The organism is uncultured Parvimonas sp. (assembly GCF_963524015.1).
Lineage (GTDB): Bacteria > Bacillota > Clostridia > Tissierellales > Peptoniphilaceae > Parvimonas.
The window spans coordinates 566,006-586,081 of sequence record NZ_CAURDT010000001.1 but is presented as its reverse complement, the minus strand read 5'-3'; the positions used below and the strand labels follow the sequence as shown (position 1 = coordinate 586,081).

General features: G+C 28.6%; 23 protein-coding genes. All 23 read left to right on the top strand.

Annotated elements, in window-relative coordinates:
- Positions 1–3 precede the first annotated feature (3 nt).
- The 23 genes from RWJ08_RS02790 to RWJ08_RS02680 all read left to right on the top strand — a co-directional run bounded on the left by RWJ08_RS02790 (position 4) and on the right by RWJ08_RS02680 (position 19,982).
- Positions 4–1,020, top strand: a complete 1,017-nt coding sequence (locus RWJ08_RS02790) for a hypothetical protein (RefSeq protein ID WP_313960991.1) — start codon at positions 4–6, stop codon at positions 1,018–1,020.
- An 11-nt stretch (positions 1,021–1,031) separates the two neighbouring features.
- Positions 1,032–1,304, top strand: a complete 273-nt coding sequence (locus tag RWJ08_RS02785; RefSeq protein ID WP_009372733.1) for a DUF3343 domain-containing protein — start codon at positions 1,032–1,034, stop codon at positions 1,302–1,304.
- On the top strand, positions 1,297–2,127 hold the full coding sequence (locus tag RWJ08_RS02780; RefSeq protein WP_313960990.1) for a mechanosensitive ion channel family protein: 831 nt from the start codon (positions 1,297–1,299) through the stop codon (positions 2,125–2,127). The genes RWJ08_RS02785 and RWJ08_RS02780 overlap by 8 nt, the downstream gene beginning before the upstream one ends.
- Positions 2,120–2,329, top strand: coding sequence for a DUF951 domain-containing protein (locus RWJ08_RS02775; protein WP_009372460.1), 210 nt, complete (start codon positions 2,120–2,122; stop codon positions 2,327–2,329). The genes RWJ08_RS02780 and RWJ08_RS02775 overlap by 8 nt, the downstream gene beginning before the upstream one ends.
- Positions 2,330–2,340: 11 nt before the next feature.
- Positions 2,341–2,859, top strand: coding sequence for a nitroreductase family protein (locus tag RWJ08_RS02770; protein WP_313960989.1), 519 nt, complete (start codon positions 2,341–2,343; stop codon positions 2,857–2,859).
- 16 nt (positions 2,860–2,875) lie between these two features.
- Entirely contained in the window at positions 2,876–3,571 is a 696-nt protein-coding gene (locus tag RWJ08_RS02765) for a DNA alkylation repair protein (protein ID WP_313960988.1), read from the top strand.
- A gap of 121 nt (positions 3,572–3,692) precedes the next feature.
- Positions 3,693–4,535 (top strand): AraC family transcriptional regulator, encoded by an 843-nt coding sequence (locus tag RWJ08_RS02760; RefSeq protein WP_029949799.1) that lies wholly within the window; start codon positions 3,693–3,695, stop codon positions 4,533–4,535.
- Positions 4,536–4,698: 163 nt separating this feature from the next.
- A protein-coding gene (gene prfB / locus RWJ08_RS02755; RefSeq protein ID WP_313960987.1) for a peptide chain release factor 2 occupies positions 4,699–5,812 on the top strand; the annotation gives its coding sequence in 2 pieces (ribosomal slippage) (positions 4,699–4,773 and positions 4,775–5,812; 1,113 coding nt in all).
- Between the two features lie 99 nt (positions 5,813–5,911).
- Positions 5,912–6,529, top strand: a complete 618-nt coding sequence (locus tag RWJ08_RS02750; RefSeq protein WP_313960986.1) for a regulatory protein RecX — start codon at positions 5,912–5,914, stop codon at positions 6,527–6,529.
- Positions 6,526–6,810, top strand: coding sequence for a GIY-YIG nuclease family protein (locus RWJ08_RS02745; RefSeq protein WP_313960985.1), 285 nt, complete (start codon positions 6,526–6,528; stop codon positions 6,808–6,810). Before RWJ08_RS02750 ends, RWJ08_RS02745 begins: the two co-directional genes overlap by 4 nt.
- A complete protein-coding gene (locus RWJ08_RS02740) occupies positions 6,810–7,628 on the top strand; it encodes a hypothetical protein (protein WP_313960984.1) in 819 nt (272 codons plus the stop codon). Before RWJ08_RS02745 ends, RWJ08_RS02740 begins: the two co-directional genes overlap by 1 nt.
- Before the next feature lie 9 nt (positions 7,629–7,637).
- Complete coding sequence (locus RWJ08_RS02735) at positions 7,638–7,859, top strand: YdbC family protein (protein ID WP_009372535.1); 222 nt, start codon at positions 7,638–7,640, stop codon at positions 7,857–7,859.
- A gap of 1 nt (position 7,860) precedes the next feature.
- A complete protein-coding gene (locus RWJ08_RS02730; protein ID WP_313960983.1) occupies positions 7,861–8,643 on the top strand; it encodes a DnaJ domain-containing protein in 783 nt (260 codons plus the stop codon).
- A gap of 77 nt (positions 8,644–8,720) precedes the next feature.
- On the top strand, positions 8,721–9,932 hold the full coding sequence (pepT, locus tag RWJ08_RS02725) for a peptidase T (RefSeq protein ID WP_313960982.1): 1,212 nt from the start codon (positions 8,721–8,723) through the stop codon (positions 9,930–9,932).
- Between the two features lies 1 nt (position 9,933).
- On the top strand, positions 9,934–11,322 hold the full coding sequence (gene pepD / locus RWJ08_RS02720) for a beta-Ala-His dipeptidase (protein WP_313960981.1): 1,389 nt from the start codon (positions 9,934–9,936) through the stop codon (positions 11,320–11,322).
- Between the two features lie 119 nt (positions 11,323–11,441).
- The gene (folP, locus tag RWJ08_RS02715; RefSeq protein WP_313960980.1) at positions 11,442–12,416 is read left to right on the top strand and encodes a dihydropteroate synthase; all 975 of its coding nucleotides are present in this window, start codon (positions 11,442–11,444) and stop codon (positions 12,414–12,416) included.
- Positions 12,417–12,424: 8 nt separating this feature from the next.
- Positions 12,425–12,892, top strand: coding sequence for a 2-amino-4-hydroxy-6-hydroxymethyldihydropteridine diphosphokinase (gene folK, locus RWJ08_RS02710; RefSeq protein WP_313960979.1), 468 nt, complete (start codon positions 12,425–12,427; stop codon positions 12,890–12,892).
- Positions 12,893–12,972: 80 nt separating this feature from the next.
- Complete coding sequence (gene deoD, locus RWJ08_RS02705; RefSeq protein ID WP_313960978.1) at positions 12,973–13,671, top strand: purine-nucleoside phosphorylase; 699 nt, start codon at positions 12,973–12,975, stop codon at positions 13,669–13,671.
- Positions 13,671–14,315 (top strand): deoxyribose-phosphate aldolase, encoded by a 645-nt coding sequence (deoC, locus tag RWJ08_RS02700; protein WP_313960977.1) that lies wholly within the window; start codon positions 13,671–13,673, stop codon positions 14,313–14,315. The genes deoD and deoC overlap by 1 nt, the downstream gene beginning before the upstream one ends.
- A 117-nt stretch (positions 14,316–14,432) precedes the next feature.
- Positions 14,433–15,500 carry a peptide-methionine (R)-S-oxide reductase MsrB gene (msrB, locus tag RWJ08_RS02695; RefSeq protein ID WP_313960976.1) on the top strand — a complete coding sequence of 356 codons (1,068 nt, stop codon included), beginning with the start codon at positions 14,433–14,435 and terminating at the stop codon, positions 15,498–15,500.
- A gap of 248 nt (positions 15,501–15,748) precedes the next feature.
- On the top strand, positions 15,749–17,203 hold the full coding sequence (locus RWJ08_RS02690) for a sodium:alanine symporter family protein (protein WP_313960975.1): 1,455 nt from the start codon (positions 15,749–15,751) through the stop codon (positions 17,201–17,203).
- Positions 17,204–17,432: 229 nt separating this feature from the next.
- A complete protein-coding gene (locus RWJ08_RS02685; protein ID WP_313960974.1) occupies positions 17,433–19,025 on the top strand; it encodes a glucosaminidase domain-containing protein in 1,593 nt (530 codons plus the stop codon).
- A 27-nt stretch (positions 19,026–19,052) separates the two neighbouring features.
- Positions 19,053–19,982 carry a DMT family transporter gene (locus RWJ08_RS02680; RefSeq protein ID WP_313960973.1) on the top strand — a complete coding sequence of 310 codons (930 nt, stop codon included), beginning with the start codon at positions 19,053–19,055 and terminating at the stop codon, positions 19,980–19,982.
- Positions 19,983–20,076: the final 94 nt, after the last annotated feature.

Sequence of the window (20,076 nt, the reverse complement as noted above, 5' to 3'; positions counted from 1 at the left end):
AGTATGGAAATTATTTCAAAATATAAGAATAAAATTGCAATGGGAATTTTTACCATTGCAGTAATTATATTTATTATATTTTTAAGTTTAAAATTCTCAGGTAATTCTAATAAAGAAGTAGCTTATGATTTTTCAAAACCATATAGTAAAATTGAATTTATTAAAGATGAAATGTATATCTTCGAAAAAAATAAATTTTCAAGATTTAATAAAAATGGAAAACTTAAATTAGAAAAAGATATTGAGAATAATGGTAAAATTAGAGTTTCTAATGATGTTATCTATTCATTGATGAGTAATGAAATAATTATGTATAGTAAGAACTTTGATGAGATTAAACGTGTTTCATTGGATAATGAAATTGAGGACTTTTTTATTGAAAATAATAAAATTATTCTAATCAATAATACGAGTTTTAAAATTTATGATGAGAATTTAAGTGAATTGTATACAAATGATGATGTGCAAAATCCTGGATATATAAAATTTTCAAAAAGTAAAAATAATTTTGCATATACAGATTATGTAAAATCGGAAAATTCAATTAAATCTAGATTTCATATTTTAAATTCAAAAGATAAGTCAACTGTTTGCGATTTTACATTTTTTAATGAATTTATAATAGAATTTGGATTTGTAAATGATTCAGATGATAAACTTTTTGTTGCTACAAATGAAAAATTATACCTTTTTGAAAAAAATATTATAAAGAGTCAATACTATATAAAAAATTTAAAAAATGTTATCTATCATTCTGGAAAGATTTATTTATTTTCTGATGATTTAAAAGTTTTTAATGCTAAGGATTTGACACTAGAAAAAACTGTTGAAATTGGTAATGACTATGTAAAATCTTATATTTTAAGTAAAGAAATTCTTTTAGTCAAAAATAATGGGTATGTATTAGTTGATAAGTCTAGTTTAAAAAAGAAAGAATTTTCAGCTGAGATAATAGATTCTATTCAAAGTGAAGATTCAGTATATTTGATTCAAAAAGATAAATACAAAAAAATAAAATAGGAGGGATTTTTTTGGACGAAAAATATTTATTATTGACTTTTAATTCAGTTAATCATACAATGCAATTAGAAAAAGAACTTAAAAATTTAGATAAAAAATTTAAAACTATTCCAACACCTAGGGAAGTAAGTCGTTCTTGTGGTCTTGCAATTTTACTTGATCCAAGCGAACTTGAAACAGTGAAATCATTAAAAGAAACTGGTAAAAACGTTGATTACCTTTGGCTTTTTGAAAAGACACAAGATAGAGGAAATGTTGTAACGGAGATAAATATTAATGAATAATTTTTTTGAGAATTTGATTTATTCAGATTCGCTTAGAAGTTTAATTATAAAAATAATTTTATCAGTAATAGTTTTTTTGATTGCTAAAATTATAATTTATATTTTTACAAAAGCTTTGACAAATTTAGTTAAAACATATAAATCAAATGATTTCAGAAATTCTAAAAAAGTTAATTCTATAGTTTCTATTTTGTCAAGTGTTTTGAAATATATTATTTATTTTATCGCTGTGGTTATAATACTTAGTATTTTTGATGTAAATACTTTATCTTTAATAGCAACTGCTGGAGTTGGCGGTATTATAATTGCTTTTGGAGTTCAAAGTATTATTAAAGATTTATTCAGTGGAGTTTTTATTCTACTAGATGATCAGTATAATATTGGAGATGATGTTAATATTAATGGAATTTCTGGTAATATTATGGCTATAAATATGAGAAATACACAGATTCAAGGTTATGACGGAAGTATAAATATAATATCAAATGGCAGTATAACAACTGTTACGAACTTTAGTAAAAATAATCAAAGATCTGTTGTTACTTTTTGTTTTCCAACTGATGTAGATGTTGAAAAAGTTAAGAAAATCATAAATGATTTTTCACCAGAATTTTCAAAAAAATATAAAAGTGTAATTAAAGATCCAGTATTTTTTGGAGTTACTGAAACTGAAAAATATTATGTAAAGATTGCTATTGCAATTTGGAGTAAACACTCTACGCAGTGGCAAAACGAAAAAAATTTAAGAGAAGAATTGTATAAAAAATTTAAAGAAAAAAATATTGAATTTTTGAAACTTGAAAAGGGTGATAAAATTGTATAAATACAAAGTATCGGACATTGTAGTTTTAAAAAAAGAACATCCTTGTGGAACAAATAGATGGGAGATTTTAAAAACGGGAATTGAAATAAAATTGAAATGTCTAGGTTGTGAAAGGGAAGTTTGGATTAAAAGAATTGATTTTGAAAAAAGACTTAGAAAAGTTGAAATAGATGGGAAACTTTTCAAAGTTGCAAATCTATAAAGGAGGTAGTTATGGATTTTTTAGAATTGGCAAAAAAGAGATATTCAGTAAGAGATTTTTCAAGCAAAAAGGTTGAAAAAGAAAAGATTTTAAAAATTTTAGAAGCTGGAAAAATTGCACCAACTGCAAAAAATAGCCAACCGATAAAAATATACTATTGTACTGATGATGAAAAATTAAAACTTTTAAATGAGTCATCTCCTTGTGAATATAATTCACAACTTATGTTTGTTATAACATATAATTCGGATGAATGTTGGAAATATGAAGACGGAATTCCAAGTGGAGTTGTTGATTCTGCAATTGTTGCAACACATATGGTTCTTGAATCTGAAGATTTAGGATTAGGTTCAGTTATTATCAAAGCATTTAAATCTGAAATAGTTAAGGAAAAATTTGATATTCCGGAACAAAACAAAGTAGAGTTACTTTTATTCATGGGATATAAATCTGAAAATGCCATGCCTTCACCAATGCACGAAACTTATAAATCAGACGAAGAGTTATTTGAGGAATTAAAAATAAAATAAATTTAAAGGAAAATATATGGATAAAATATTAAATGATTTATTTTCTTTTCAAGATATTGAATATAAAAATTTTAATGCAAAACTTATTCCAACAGTAGATAAAGACTTAATAATCGGAGTTAGAACGCCAGATTTAAGAAATTATGCAAAAAAATTATTTAAAGAAGATGAAAAACGAACTTTTAAATTTTTAAATAATCTTCCGCATAAATACTATGAAGAAAACAATTTACATGGATGTTTGATTGAGCAAATAAAAGATTTTGATTTAGCTATGGAATATACAGAAAAATTTATTCCATTCATTGACAATTGGGCAACTTGTGACTTGTTTTCTCCGAAAGTTTTTAAAAAATATCCAAATGAAACATATAAATATATTTTAGATTGGATAAAAGATGAAAACACTTATGTTATAAGATATGGGATAGGTCTTTTGCTTTCAAATTATTTGGATGAAAATTTTAAAGAAGAACATTTGGAAATTGTTTCAAAAGTTAGTTCTGAAGAATATTATGTGAATATGATGATTGCTTGGTATTTTGCAACTGCCCTTGCTAAACAACAAAAGTATGCTATAAAGTTTATAGAAAATAAAAAACTTGATGATTGGACTCATAATAAATCCATTCAAAAGGCAATAGAAAGCAGAAGAATTACCGAAGAAGAAAAATCATATTTAAGAAGTTTAAAAGTAAAAATAGTAAAATAGAATGAAAAGAGCGAACAGCTCTTTTTCATTTAAATAAAAAATATCCTTTAAAATTTGTACCTACATTATAGGGTAGTACAATCTAAAAGTTGTTAAACTATATCTAGAAAGGGGAAATCAAATGAGTATAATAAAATCTTTTAATAGTACGATAGATTATATAGAAACTGTTTTAGAAGATGAAATTGATGAAAAGAAAATAACTCATTTATCCGGATATTCATATGCGATGTTTAGTCGATTGTTTTCTATTTTAACTGAAACAACACTTTCAGAATATTTGAGAGGAAGAAAATTAACAGAGGCAGCGATTGCTTTAAGAGATACGGACGAAAAAGTAATTGACATTGCATTTAGATTTGGATATGAGTCATCAGACTCTTTTGGAACAGCTTTCAAGAATTTTCATGGATTTACTCCTTCTGAAGTAAGAAATGGGAAACCATTCAAATTGATTTCTAGAATTCAATTAGCATTAACAGTTAAAGGAGGAAGAAGTATGAATGTTACAATTCAAAAGAAAGGTTCATTTACAGTTGCAGGTTTCAATGAAGAAAATATTAATTCATCATTATGTCCAAAAGTTTGGAATAAATTATATGAAAAATATAGCCAAGAAGAACTTGCAAGTCTAGGAGATGGAGAAAGTGTAGGCATTTGTCATGACGTGGAAAGTCCAAATGTAATAAATTACATGGCAGGATATATTGTTACGGATGTAGATAAAGCAAAAAGTATGGGACTTGATATCCTAGAAGTAGAAGAGGCTGAATATGCTATTGTTGAGCTAAAAGGAGTAGTTCCTGAATGTATTCACAATGGTTGGAAGTATGTAATGGAAGTATTCTTTCCAGAACATGGATATGTTCATTCTGGAACTCCTGACTTTGAATATTACTATGAAGGGGATATGGATAGTAAAGATTATAAAATGGAATTATGGATTCCAATTGTAAAAGCGTAATATATTAAAAATGAATTAGAGCCATTGGCTCTTTTTTGTTGGACTTGACGAAAATATCTTAATAGTATAAAATTAACTGTAATTATATTTTCATTATTGAAAGTGTAATTAGCTCTATTTTTAAATGAAAAGATTGTATTTTATTGTTGTCGTTGGAGGAGAGATGGAAAATTTAAGTACAGTAATTGAAAGGTTAAAAAAACTGCAACAAAATTTATCAGAAATTGGTGATTCACTTTGACATTTCCAAGTTAGAGGATGAATATAGGAGTCTTGAAGCTCAGAGCTTTAAGGAAGATTTTTGGAATGATTCTAAAAGTGCAAAGTCAATTTTAGATAATATGAAAAATTTAAAATTTAAGATTGAAACTTTTACTTGTCTAAGTCAAAAAATTGTAGATTCTGTAGAATTTTTAGAAATTCTATCTGATGAAGAATTTATGGAATATGAAAAAGAAGCATTAAAGAATATTCACAATATTGAAAAGGAATATTTATCATTGAAATTAAATACCTTAATGGTTGGAGAATATGACTCAAATAATGCCATTTTAGAAATTCATGCTGGTGCAGGTGGTACAGATGCACAAGGCTGGACTGAAATGTTACAACGTCTTTATACAAGATGGATTAGCAGCAAGGGTTTTTCTTTTTCAATTTTGGATTACAATTCTGATACTGAAGGAGGAATTAAGTCTGTTACTTTAAAAGTTGAGGGGAAAAATGCCTATGGATTTTTAAAAGGGGAAAAAGGAGTTCATAGACTTGTTAGAATTTCTCCTTATGATTCTTCAAATAAGAGACATACAAGTTTTGCAAGTGTAGATGTTTTTCCAGAAATTGAAGAAATTACTGATATTGAAATAAATCCTAAAGATTTACGAATTGATACTTATAGATCTGGTGGAGCAGGTGGGCAACATGTTAATAAAACAGATTCTGCAGTTAGAATAACTCATATTCCAACGGGAGTAACTGTTTCCTGCCAATCTGAAAGAAGCCAAATGTTTAATAGAGATACAGCGATGAGACAACTTGTTGCAAAGCTTTTGATTATAAAGCAGGAAGAAAATAGAGAAAAAATAGAAGATATTCAAGGTAAATATTCTCAGATTGCATGGGGTTCACAGATAAGGTCTTATGTTTTTCAACCTTATACACTTGTAAAAGATCATAGGACAGGTTATGAGACTGGAAATGTGGAGTCCGTTATGAATGGGAATATTGATGAATTTATAAATCAATATTTATGTGAGTTAGTAAAAAAAAGCAGGTGATTTTATGAAAAGAGAAACAGCAACTAGAATTATTGCACTTATATTAGCTTTAATGATGGTAGTAGGAGTATTACCAACTGTTATAGGATTATTTAAGTAATGCAGGTTACAAGTATAAATTATAGTAAATCTAAAGAAGTTTTTGAAGTAATTTTTGAGGATGAAACAAAACTTCTTTTGAATTACAATATTTTTGAAAAGTATAAAGTTTCTGTTGATATGGATTTTTCAGAAGATGAAATTTTAGAAATGAAGTATTTTTCAGATATTGAAAGAGCAAAGTCAAGAGCAATTAATTATATTTCTGGAAAATTGAAAACAAAATATGAAGTGAGATTAAAACTTAAAGAGAATGGCTTTGCAGAAGAGATCATAGATGAAGTTTTAAATATTTTAGAAAAAGAGGAATATCTAAACGATAAAATCTATTGTGAAATATTTATTGAAGATAAGAGAAAACTAAATGGATATGGAAAAAATAAAATCAAATCTTTATTAATTCAAAAAGGAATTTCTAAGAATATTTTTGAAGACTTTTTAGATGAATTTGAATATGATGAAGAATTTGATAATGCCCTTAAAATGGGTATAAAAAAGTTGAACCTATTGTCTAATGAAGAGGATAAATTCAAGAAAAAGCAAAAAATTATAAACTATTTAGCTTATAGAGGTTTTGGCTTTGATGTGATAAATGATGTTTTAAAGGAAATATTATGATGACTTTTGTTTATATGTTGGAGTGTAAAGATGGAAGTTTTTATACTGGCTATACAACTGATTTAAAAGCTAGATTTGAAAAGCACAATTCAGGCAGTGGAGCAAAATATACTAGAGGAAGGACTCCTGTAAAACTCGTTTATTTTGAAATTTTTGAAACAAAGTCTGAAGCACTTAAGAGAGAAATTAAGATAAAAAAGATGAATAGGTTAAAAAAAGAAAAATTAGTATTAAATTTTGATAAAAGCAAATTTTCTACTTATATGGAAGGTGATGTTTAATGATTAATGAAAATTTATATAATCAATATAATGATTTAAGAGAAAATTTAGCGGAATTATTACTTTTAAAAGAGGAAATTATTTCAATTAGGAATGACTTAGTTTTAGAAGATGATGAAAAGTTTAAACTTTTATATAAAAAAAATATTGAAAGTCTTATGAAAATTCAAAAGTCTCTTGAAAGAGATGTTATGAATCTTTTTAGGGCAGGAGAAATTTTAAAAACTCTTGAATTTGCAGATAATTTTGTAGATGTAAGTCAAGTTTATACAATTATAGACTCAGAAAATAAAAATAGCAAAAGATTTAATTCAAATGAAGTTAAAAATTTTGTAGGACTATTTGACGAACTTGATATAGAAGAAAAAAATACTTGTGATGATGTCTTTAAGGCGATTGCAAAAGAAATTTCTCCTCAAACAAATAGTAAAAATTGGGATAAAGAACTTTGGAAAAAGACGCTAAAAGCAAAAGCTGATGACAGCAAAAGAACAATGAATAAAATTTTTAAAGCTATTGAAGAAGAAAGATTGATAAAAAATCCGATAGATTTTGATATTGATGAGTATTCGGAAAATATTCGAACTTTAGAGAATAATTTGAAATTTTTGCAAAGAGAAGTAAAAAATCTTGGGGAATCCTGTAAAGATACCCTTGATGAGAAAAAGGTTGAAAGAATGCAAAAGTTATTGAAAAAAGTTGAGAATAGAAAGGCAGATATAAATCATTCAATTGAAATTTTAACAAAAATAAAAAATGGGTTAATGGATGGATTTATAGCTTCTTTGCCTACAAATAAAAATGGAATGTTAAATTAGGAGGAGAAAATGGAATTAAAATTCGAAATTGCAGAGGAATTAGGAATTCTTTCTGAAAATGAAAAAGGTTGGAGAAAAGAGTTAAATTTAGTTAGTTGGAATGAAAGAGAACCAAAATACGATATAAGGGATTGGAATCCAAGTCATGAAAGAATGTCTAAAGGGATAACTCTTACAAAGGAAGAAGCACAAGCGCTTTATGAAATTTTAAAGGAAGAATTTGGAGAATAGTGTGAAAAAACTTTTTGGAAAATTTATTTTAGGACTTTCAAAAGTCTTGGATGTAGTTTTAGGGGCAATAGTAACAGGCTTATCTTATATTGTAAATTTACTAAGCAGTATTTCCGTATTTTTAGTATTAGTTGGAATAGCTTTTTTAACTTTGGGTTCATTTTTACTTCCTTTAGTGCTTATATTTTTACTTTCAAATCCAGTTTTTTGGCTAATTATATTTGTCTTTTTCATAGTTCCATTCTTGGGAAAGAAATTTATTTCTTTTCTAAGATATATTAATTATTCTTTATGTGAATATTTGAATGATTATGGAAATTTCTTGTTGGGAAATAACAAGGGTTATTCATCTTTTAAAGAATATAAAAGAAAATATGAAAGAGCTCAAGAAGAACAATATGAAAGAGAAAGAGAAGAAAGACAAAGACGAGAACAAGAAGAATGGGAAAGAAGATTTAATGCTTTTAATGAATATTTTTCAAATCAAAGCGGATACTATGGAGGATATCAAGGTTATCAAGGATATTATCAAAATGCTGGTGCAAGTTATGACCCATATAGTGATTTTAAGAATAAATTCGAAAATGCTTGCAGAGTTTTAGAGTTTAACACTTTTGATATAGATTACTATCAAGTTAAGTTGCAATATAGAAAACTTGCAAAAAAATATCATCCGGATTTGAATAGAGATACAGATACCACTGAAAAATTTCAAGAGATTAATTCAGCCTTTGAATTTTTAACAGAAGAAAATATAAAAAGATATAATCAAATGAAAAGATAGCAGAAGAGGATTGCTATCTTTTTTTAATTTTAAAATTGTGGTAAAATAGATATGAAATAAATTATTTGGAGGTAGTTATGAATATAGTAGATCGTTTTGTGGAATATGCAAAAATGGACACTCAATCAAATCCTAAGTCTGAAACAGTTCCTTCTTCAGAGAAACAAAAGAACTTGGGAAATTTACTTGTAAAGCAATTAAAAGAAATGGGAATTGAAAATGCTCATATTGATGAAAAGGGTTATGTTTATGCTCATTTGAAATCAAATGTAGAAAACAATCTAAAAAAAGTTGGTTTTATTGCACATATGGATACTGCAACAGAACTTACCGGAGCAAATGTAAATCCTCAATTTGTTGATTACAAAGGCGGAGATATTAAGTTAAATGATGAAGTGACGATGTCTGTAAAAGAGTTTCCTTGCTTAAAAGAAGTTGTTGGAGAAAGATTAATAACAACTGATGGAAATACTTTATTGGGGGCAGATGATAAGTCAGGAATTGCAATTATTATGGATGCAATTCAAAAAATTACATCAAATAATTTACCACATGGTGATATTTCAATAGGCTTTACTCCTGATGAAGAAATAGGACGTGGAGCAGACCATTTTGATGTTAAAAAATTTGGTGCAGACTTTGCTTATACAATTGACGGTGGACCTATTGGAGAACTTGAATATGAAAGTTTCAATGCTTGCAGTGCAATTGTGGATATTAAAGGTAAAAATGTTCATCCGGGTTCAGCAAAAGATATTATGAGAAATTCACTTATGGTTGCTCATAATCTTTTATCAATGTTACCTGCAAATGAAAGACCAGAACATACAGAAGGATATGACGGTTTTTATCATCTATTGGAAATGAAAGGTGATACTGAAAATACTCATATGGAATTTATTATAAGAGATTTTGATAGAGCAAAATTTGAAAATAAAAAAGAATATATGAAAAAAATAGTTGAAGTTTTAAATTTCAGATATGATAATTCAATTACTTTAGAACTTAAAGATTCATATTACAATATGAGAGAAAAATTAGAAGATAGAAAAGATATAATTGATCTAGCATATAATTCAATGGTTGAAATTGGAATTACTCCAAAAATTCAAGCAATTAGAGGTGGTACTGACGGATCAAGACTTTCTTTCATGGGACTACCTTGTCCAAATATTTTTGCTGGTGGATTTAACTTCCATGGTAGATATGAATTTGTTCCTATTTCATATATGGAAAAAGGTTCAGAATTACTTGTAAAAATTGTAGAAAACATTGTAAAAGGAGAATAATATGAATTTAAAGCCAGAAAGAGTTTTTCACTATTTTAGAGAACTTTCAGATATTCCTCGTGAATCACATAATGAAAAGGCAGTATCTGATTACATCTATAATTTTGGAAAAAAACTAGGACTTGAAACAAAACAAGATGATATTCTTAATGTTTATATAAGAAAGCCTGCAACTAAGGGATATGAAAATAAACCTGGAATAATCTTACAAGGACATATGGATATGGTTTGTGAAAAAGCTACAAGCTCAAAACATAATTTTGCAACAGATAAAATTGAATGGGTAATTAAAGATGATTTACTTTTTGCAAATAACACTACACTTGGAGCAGATGACGGAATTGCAGTTGCAATGGCAATGGCGATTTTGGAAGATGAAACTCTAGTTCATCCTGAACTTGAAGTTCTTATTACAGTTACTGAAGAAACTACAATGGCAGGAGCTTTGGGACTTGAAAAAGGACTATTAAAAGGAAAGTACTTTTTTAATATCGATTCTGAAGAAGAAGGTATTTTAACTCTTGGCTCAGCTGGTGGTACTTTATTTAAAACAAATTTAGAATTAAAATTTGAAAATAAGGAAGTAGAACTTGTTAAACTTCATTTTGACGGATTTTTGGGTGGACATTCAGGAATGGAAATCGGCAAGAATAGAAGAAATATGATTAAAACAATTGCTGAATTTATAAAAGAGAGCGGACTTTCAATCTCAAGTGTAAACTGTGGAAATAAAGACAATGCAATTCCTAGAGTTGGAGAAATTGTAATTGAAAATTCACCAAAATTAGATGAATTAATTGCTAAATTTACAGAAAAATACAACGGTGAAGAACAACTTACAATAGATAAAAAAGAAACATTCAAAGGAAAAGTTTTAACAAATGCATTGAAAAATACTTTAGTTGATATTTTAGAAGAATTGCCTACAGGAGTTAATTCTAAAGATGAAACTGGAATCATAAGTTCATCAAATCTTGCAATAGTTCAAACTACTGAAAATGAAATTATAATTCGTGATTCTATTCGTTCATCTTCATTGAGTATTTTAGCAGATATGAAGTCATCTTTTAGTAAAATTGGAGAAAAATTTGGTTTGAATTACGAATTTTCAGGTGGTTATCCTTCATGGGAAAAGAAAGAAAATTCAACACTACAAAAATATGCAAACAAAGTTTATAAAGAGTTAACTGGAAACGAATTTGAAAATATTATAGTTCATGCAGGACTTGAGTGTGGAGCAATTTATGAAAAATATCCAAATCTTGAATTGATTTCATTTGGGCCTGACATAAGAGGAGCACATACTCCGCAAGAAAATCTTTCAATTTCATCAACTGAGAGAGTTTATGACTTTACACTAAAATTAATTGAAGAAATTGCAAAAAATTAATTTTAAAATTTTATTGAAAATCAGCTAAGCGATTAGCTGATTTTTTATGTTGATATTTTAAGTTTTATTTAATATAATAAATATATAATAATTAAAAATTATTTTATATGGGGGTCTTTATGAGTAATATTGAATTTAAGTTTGGGAGCAAGTCAATCAGAAATGGAGAAAGTACAAAGTTATGTTCAATTTTGAATGTGACACCAGATTCTTTTTCAGATGGTGGAAAATACTTTGATATTGATAGAGCTGTAAAAAGAGCAAAAGAGCTTGTTTCAAAAGGAGCTTATATGATTGATATAGGTGGAGAGTCCACAAGACCTGGAAGTAAATTAATTTCCGTAGAAGAAGAGATTGAAAGAATTGTTCCAATTATCAAGGCAATTAAGTCTGAAATGGATGTTGTAATTTCAGTAGATACTTGGAAATCTGAGGTTGCTAAGTCAGCAATTGATGCAGGAGCGGATATTATTAATGATATTACAGGATTACTAGGCGATGAAAAAATGGTTGATGTCATTGCAAATTCAAATGTCGGATATATTATGATGTTTAATCCCGTGATTATAAGACCTGAACATGAAGGCTCTAAAATTTTTCCAAAGTTTGGAAAAAATGCCTTTATGACAGATAAAGATTTGGAATATTTTCAAAGTTTGGATATTTTAGATATGATGGAAGAGTGTTTTAATAAAACTATAAATATTGCCATTTCAAAGGGAATAGAAAAGTCTAGAATTTGTTTAGACCCCGGTATTGGTTTTGCTCTTACAAAAAGAGAAAATCTTGAATTGATTAAGGGAATAGACAGAATTCATAATATGGGATATTTATCTTTTTTAGGAGTTTCCAGAAAGAGATTTGTAGTAAATATTTTAACTGAAAATAATATTGACTCAGATATAAAAACAGAAGAGGGACTTTCTAATGTAGATTTGGCATCTGCATATTTAAGTGCGATTGCATCTTTTAAAGGTGTAAATATATTAAGAGTTCATAATTTTGATAAACATTTTTCAGCAATTTTAATTGGAGATGCAATTAGAATGGCAGATAAAAGCGAAAATATTAATTTTGGAGCATATAAAAAATAGGAGGACTTATGAGTAAAGTTTGGATTGCTTTAGGTAGTAATATGGGAGAAGGTTGGAAAAATCTTGATTTAGCAATTAAGATGATGAACGAAAGAGGAGTTTCAGTTGAAAAAGTTTCAACTTATATAGAAACTGAGCCTTATGGTTATACAGAACAGGATAACTTTGTAAATGCAGTTTGTATAGCTGAGACAAAGCTTAGTCCTAGAGAGCTTTTAGAAGTTCTTTTGAAAATAGAGCTTGATATGGGACGAGTTAGAATAATCAAATGGGGGCCAAGAATTATTGACTTAGATATTTTATTCTATGAAGATTTAATAATTGATGAAGAAGATTTAAAAGTTCCACATATTGAAATACAAAAAAGGTCTTTTGTTTTAGAGCCTATGAATGAGATAAGTCCGGATAAAATTCATCCTGTATTTAAAAAGACTGTTCATCAATTATTGTTGGATTTAAACTCTTGTGATATTTAGAATTTAGGCTATTATTCTTGAAAAAATAGAGTTTTTATGTTAATATTATGTAAGATAAAAGATAATTAAGGAGGTTTTTTATGACACCACATAATAGAGCGATAGAAGGAGAAATTGCAGAAACTGTCTTAATGCCAGGAGATCCTTTAAGAGCTAAGTTTATTGCAGAAAATTTTTTAGAAGATGTTACATTATTTAATGATGTAAGAGGAATGTTAGGTTATACAGGAACTTACAAAGGAAAAAAAGTTTCAGTTATGGGAAGTGGAATGGGCGTTCCATCAATTGGAATTTACTCTTATGAGTTAATTCATTTTTATGGAGTTAAGAATTTAATCAGAATCGGTTCTTGTGGAGCTTATAGTGATAAACTTAAATTATATGATGTAGTTGTAGGAATGGCTGCTTCAACAGATTCAAATTTTGCTCATCAATATAAATTAGATGGAACATATTCAGCAAACTGTTCTTGGGAACTTTTAAGAAAAACTTATGAAGCATCAAAAAAACAAAATATTGATATCAATGTAGGTAATATTTTCTGTTCTGATATTTTCTATAATGCTTCATCTGAAGATTGGAAAAAATGGGCACAAATGGGAGTTTTAGCAGTAGATATGGAAAGTTATGCTCTTTATTGTAATGCTAATTATGCAGGAGTTAATGCAATTACAATTTTAACTGTTTCAGACTCATTCCATTTTAAAGAAATTACAACTCCTGAAGAAAGACAAAATAGTTTTACAACTATGATGAAATTAGCATTGGAGATAGCATAATGGAATTAAATAGATATATGGATCATACTGCATTAAAGGCAGATACTACTTATGAAATGATAGACAAACTTTGTGAAGAGGCTAAAAAATATGACTTTTTCTCTGTTTGTGTAAATGGTTGTCATGTAAAAAGATGTGCTGAAAACTTAAAGGGTTCAAATACTAAAGTTTGTACTGTTGTAGGATTTCCACTAGGAGCAATGACAACAGAAAGTAAAGTTTTTGAAACTGAAAATGCAATCAAAAATGGTGCAAATGAAATTGATATGGTAATCAATATAGGTGCATTAAAATCAAATGATTTAGATTTTGTATTTAATGATATAAAGGCACTTGTAGATGCCACAAGAGGAAAAGCACTTTTAAAAGTTATTATAGAAACTTGTCTTTTAACTGATGAAGAAATTGTAAAAGTTTCTGAACTTTGTGTTAAGGCGGGAGCAGAATTTGTAAAAACTTCAACAGGATTTAGCACTTCAGGCGCAAATGAACATGTTGTTTCACTTATGAAAAAAACTGTAGGAGACAAAGCAAAAGTTAAAGCTAGTGGAGGAATAAGAGATAAGGCTACTGCTTTAAAAATGATTGAATTAGGTGCTGACAGATTAGGCGTAAGTGCAAGTGTAAAAATAATTTCAGAATAATTTATGGAAGTTGGAAACAACTTCCTTTTTTTATAATTACGATTTTTTAAATACATTTGATTGTTATTATCTTTTGGAGGGTATATTTTTTATAAAATCAGGAAGGGGATGATTTTTATGAAAAAATTTTTAATACCTTTTATTTTATGTGTTTTTATAATAGGATTTGTAGTAACATATAAAATAAAAACTAGAAAAGGAGAGCGAGTTATGGAAAAGCCAAAAGTTGATTTAAGTTCAATTAAGAACAAAGGGGAAATCTATTTAGCAGGAGGTTGTTTCTGGGGTGTTGAAGGATATTTTTCAAAAATAGAAGGTATTGCAGATACAACTGTTGGATATGCAAATGGAAATGGCTCAGAAACAAGTTATGAAAAAATCAAGAGTACTGATCACGCAGAAACTGTGCATATAGTTTATGATAAAGATAAAATTTCTCTTGAAGAAATTTTACAACATTATTTTAGGATAATTGAACCTACAAGTGTTAATAAACAAGGCAATGACAGTGGAAGACAATATAGAACAGGAGTTTACTATGTTGATGAAAATGATAAAACTGTTATAGAAAAATTTATCAATGATCAAAGACCAAATTTTGATAAGCCTATAACTGTTGAAGTCGAAAAACTTAAGAATTTTGTTGTAGCTGAAGAGTATCATCAAGACTATTTGAAGAAACATCCAAATGGATATTGTCATATTGACTTAGGTCTTGCGGATAAACCTCTTGAAAGAAGAGATGGAAAATATAAAAAGCCAAGCAAAGAAGAACTAAAAAATAAATTGAGCGAATTGGAATATAATGTTACACAAAATGGAGCAACTGAAAGAGCATTTTCAAGTAAATATGATAAATTTGATGAAAAAGGAATTTATGTTGATATAGTAACAGGAGAACCACTTTTTTCTTCAAAAGATAAATATGATGCTGGTTGTGGATGGCCAAGTTTTACCAAACCAATAGATGAAAATATTAATTATAAAAAAGATAGTAGTCATGGACTTGAAAGAATTGAAGTAAAAAGCAAAGGCGGAGATTCACATTTGGGACATGTTTTTGACGATGGCCCTAAGGATAAGGGTGGAAAGAGATATTGTATCAATGGAGCTTCTTTGAGATTTATTCCTTTGGAGGATATGGAAAAAGAAGGCTATGGAAAATATATTGATAAAGTTAAGTAAAAATATTTTTTATATTTAAATGGGAAAAGGTATATAATTATAATTATTTAATTGTATACCTTTTTTGTCGTGAAAAAATAATGCTATTAAGTACTCGGTTTGTGGAAAATGTTAAAAATAGTCAAATTTTTAAACTGAATTTTTATAAGTAATATCCTATAAAATCTCAAAAGTTTTCCCGAAAACATATTGACTTATACCCTAATAAAGTGTATAATACAATTAATAAATTTTATAGGAGGTATTATATGAACTTATTATCTAATTTAGTATTACTAAGCGGTTCAGGACTTGTTGATACTATCAACAAAATAAACGATTTTATCGCTGGTAATATATTAATGTACGGTTTGCTATTTGCGGGATTATTCCTTTCATTTATTTTGGGCTTCCCACAAATCACAAAAATGGGAAAGGCTTTTAAATTAGTTTTTGGAGGACTTTTCAAAAAACAAGAAGGACCTAAAGAAGAAGGTTCTATGTCTTCATTCCAAGCATTAGCAACAGCAGTTGCTGCACAAGTAGGAACAGGTAACGTAGCAGGGGTTGCAACTGCTATTACAGCAGGTGGACCTGGAGCAATTTTCTGGATGTGGTTATCAGCATTCTTTGGAATGGGAACAATTTTTGTAGAAGCAGTTTTAGCTCAAAAATATAGATCTAAAATTGACGGAGAATTTGTTGGTGGACCTGCATATTACATATCAAAAGGTATGAAGAAAACTGGAGCATTTGCTAAAATTCTTGCAGGATTTTTCTCAATTGCAATAGTATTGGCTTTAGGATTTATGGGTAATGCTGTTCAATCAAACTCAATAGCATCAGGTATTAAAGGTATTCAAGGACTTGAAAATATTAACCCAGCTATTATTGGTGTTGTTATTGCTATTTTAGCAGCTTTAATTTTCATCGGTGGTATTGACAGAATTGCAAAATTTGCTGAACTTGTAGTTCCTGTTATGGCTGCAGTTTATATCTTAGGAAGTTTAGTAATTTTAGTTATGTTTGCTAATAAGATTGGACCTACTTTCGCATGGATTTTCAAGAGTGCATTTAACGGTACAGCAGTAGCCGGTGGTATCGCTGGGGCAGCAGTTAAAGCGGCTGTTCAAAAAGGGGTTGCAAGAGGATTATTCTCTAATGAAGCTGGTATGGGTTCAACACCTCATGCTCATGCTGTAGCACACGTAAAACACCCTGCTGAACAAGGTTTAACAGCTATAATCGGTGTATTCATTGATACAGTTTTAGTATGTTCTGCAACAGCACTTTCTATTTTAGTAACAGGTGCTTATGAAGTTAAGGGAGCTGATGGAAAATTCTTAGCCGGAGCACAATTAACTCAACAAGCTTTCAGAACTGCATTTGGATCAGGCGGAGCTATTTTCTTAGCCGTTTGTTTATCATTCTTCGCATTTACAACTATAGTTGGTTGGTACTATTTCGGAGAATCAAATATTAAATACTTATTTGGTAAAGCTGGACTTTTACCTTATAGAGCTATAGTTCTTATTTGTATCATAGCTGGTTCTCTTGGAGAAGTTGCTATTGTTTGGTCATTAGCAGATATCTTCAACAGTTTAATGGTATTACCAAACTTAGTTGCTATCCTTTGGTTATCATTTGAAGCTAGAGATATTATGAAAGACTACAATCAATGTTTATTAAACAATGATGTACATTATGATTACGAAGTAAAATAGTAATTAATTATATAAATTTAGGAGAGATGAGATCTCTCCTTTTTTTATATTCAATTTTCTATTTAAAAATTTTTTGTTAAAAATATGCTTTTAATAATTTTGTAACACTTTTGTAATAATTTTGTAATTTTTAGTGCTTATTTTTAGCTATTTGTTGATGTTATAGAAAAAATATGTTAAAATTAATTACATTAGATGATTATTAAAAAATAATTATTAGGAGGTATTTATGAGAATAAACAAAAAAGTTTTAGTATTTTCTCTAGTAATGTTGAGTGGATTAGGACTTAAGAGTACATTTGAAAGTGATAAATTAATAGAAGCAAAAGAGTATAGAAATAAAATATTTTATGGAGATGATGGAAAACCTGCAAACTGGTGGTACAATGACGGTGAAGCATGGTACTTTTTCCGTAATGGTAAAAAACATACTGGTTATGGCAATGATGCAAATGGGAAAAGATATTTTTCTGGTGGAAAATATTTAAACTGGTGGGCTAATGATGGTGATGGTTGGTACTTTTTCCAAGATGGTAAAAAACATACTGGCTATGGCAATGATGCAAGTGGAGAAAAATTCTTTTCTAAAGGAAAATATGCAAACTGGTGGGCTAATGATGGTAAAGCTTGGTATTTTTTCCAAGATGGTAAAAAACATACTGGCTACGGAAAAGATGCTAATGGAAAAAAATTCTTTTCTGAAGGAAAATATGCAAACTGGTGGGCTGATGATGGTAAAGAATGGTACTTTTTCCAAGATGGAGTAAAATTTACAGGTACAGCAGAAGATGCATCTGGGAAAAGGGATTTTAAAAATGGAAAATACTCAAAAGATACAAAAAGCAAATATAAATATGGTTTATTCTTTGATAGTGAAGGAGATTTAGCTAATTGGTGGTGTGAAGTTGGAAAAGAGTGGTACTTTTTCCAAAACGGAAAGAAACATAGCGGTTATGGAAAAGATGCCAACGGAAAGAAATATTTTTATAATGGAAAATATACAAATGGCTGGTACGACGATGGTAAAGCTTGGTACTTTTTCCAAAATGGAGCTAAACATAGTGGCTATGGAGAAGATGGCAATGGAATGAAATATTTTGATAACGGAAAATATGCAAACTGGTGGCATAAAGATGGCGAAAAATGGTATTATTTCAATGACGGAGATAAACATAGTGGATATGGCAATGATGCAAATGGAAGAAAATTCTTCTACAATGGAAAATATGCCGATGGTTGGTATGATGATGGTAAAGATTGGTACTTCTTCAAAGATGGAGAAAAGTTTACTGGTAGAGCTAAGGATGCGTCAGGATATAGAAATTTTGTAAATGGAAAATATGGAACAAAATCTTATAATAATGCTTTTATAGATAAAATAGTTCCAGGAGTTTTAAAGGCTGTTAAAGGTAAAGGACTATTCCCATCAATTGCAGTTGCACAAGCTTGTTTGGAAACTGGTTTTGGAAGTGATAGTTTATCACCAGCTCCAATTTATAATTTATTTGGAATAAAAGCTGCTAAAGATACTCCACCTTCAAGATATTATGAAATAAGAACAGCTGAGTATAAAAACGGTGTAAAATATTATATTACAGCAAAGTTTATGAAGTTCTCAGGTTATGATGAAGCATTTGAATATTATGCTAATTTATTTACAAAAAGTAAATGGCTTAGAAGATATTATGCAGGAGTTTTATCTGCAAAATCTCCAGAAGAAGCTGCTAGAGCTTTAACTGGAACTTATGCGACAGATCCTAATTATGGTAAAAAACTTCTTAATATAATTGATAAATATGGCTTAAGAGAATTAGATAAATAAATTTTTCCGAATGGAGTATAACTTTAGATGAAAAAATTTAAGAACGAATTTGTAGGACTTTCCTCAGGGTTTTTGTGGGCAGTCAATGGTATGGTATTGTCTTTGCTTATGGAAAGTGGATTGATGAAAAACTATAATGCAGAAATTATATTCTTTCTACCTTTAGTTTTTGCAGGATTCAATGATCTATTTGCAGGATTATTTGTTCTTGGATATAATGGATTTTTAGGAAAATTGAAGATGATATTACCCGCATTGAAAACAAAGACTGGTAAATGGGTCTGCTTTGCGGGTTTAATAGGAGGGCCTGTTGGACAATGCTCATATATAATGGGGATTTCTCTAGCGGGTCCTGCTTATGCAATACCAATTTCCGCATTATGTCCAATGTTTGGAACTATTTTATCTTTTATATTTTTAAAAGAAAAAATTAATTTTAAAACTTTTATTTGTATAGTTGGTTGTATCGTAGGAACATTTGTTCTTTCTTATACAAAACCTACAGGAAATTACCCATATTTTTATCTTGGAATTTTGTTTTCTTTGCTTGCAGGTTTTAGTTGGGGTCTTGAAGCAACAATTGTAAGTTTTGCAACAAAAGAGGAGCTTGAAGAGGAAATAATACTAAATATAAGGGAAATGATATCTGGAATTAGTATATTATTTTTAGTTTTACCTTGTTTGAGTTTGTTTGGTAGTTTTGTTACAACAATACAAAGTTTTGGTACAATAGGATATTTGGTTTTTGCTGGATTTTTTGCCGCATTAAGTTATTTGCTTTATTATAAAGGAATGAATTTAAATGGAGTTCCAAAGGGAATGGCTTTAAATAGTACCTTTAGTTTATGGAGTGTTGTTTTGTCAGTTATATTTTTATCTACTCCACTAACTTTAACTTTATTGATTGGTGTTGTTATTGTAACTATATCAATAATAGGTTTATCATTTAGTGGTTAGGTATTACACAAAAATAGATAAATTATTTTAATAATTTTGTTTTAAAGTATTTATTTAAAATTGAAAATGTAGTATAATAAATATATATGAAAAA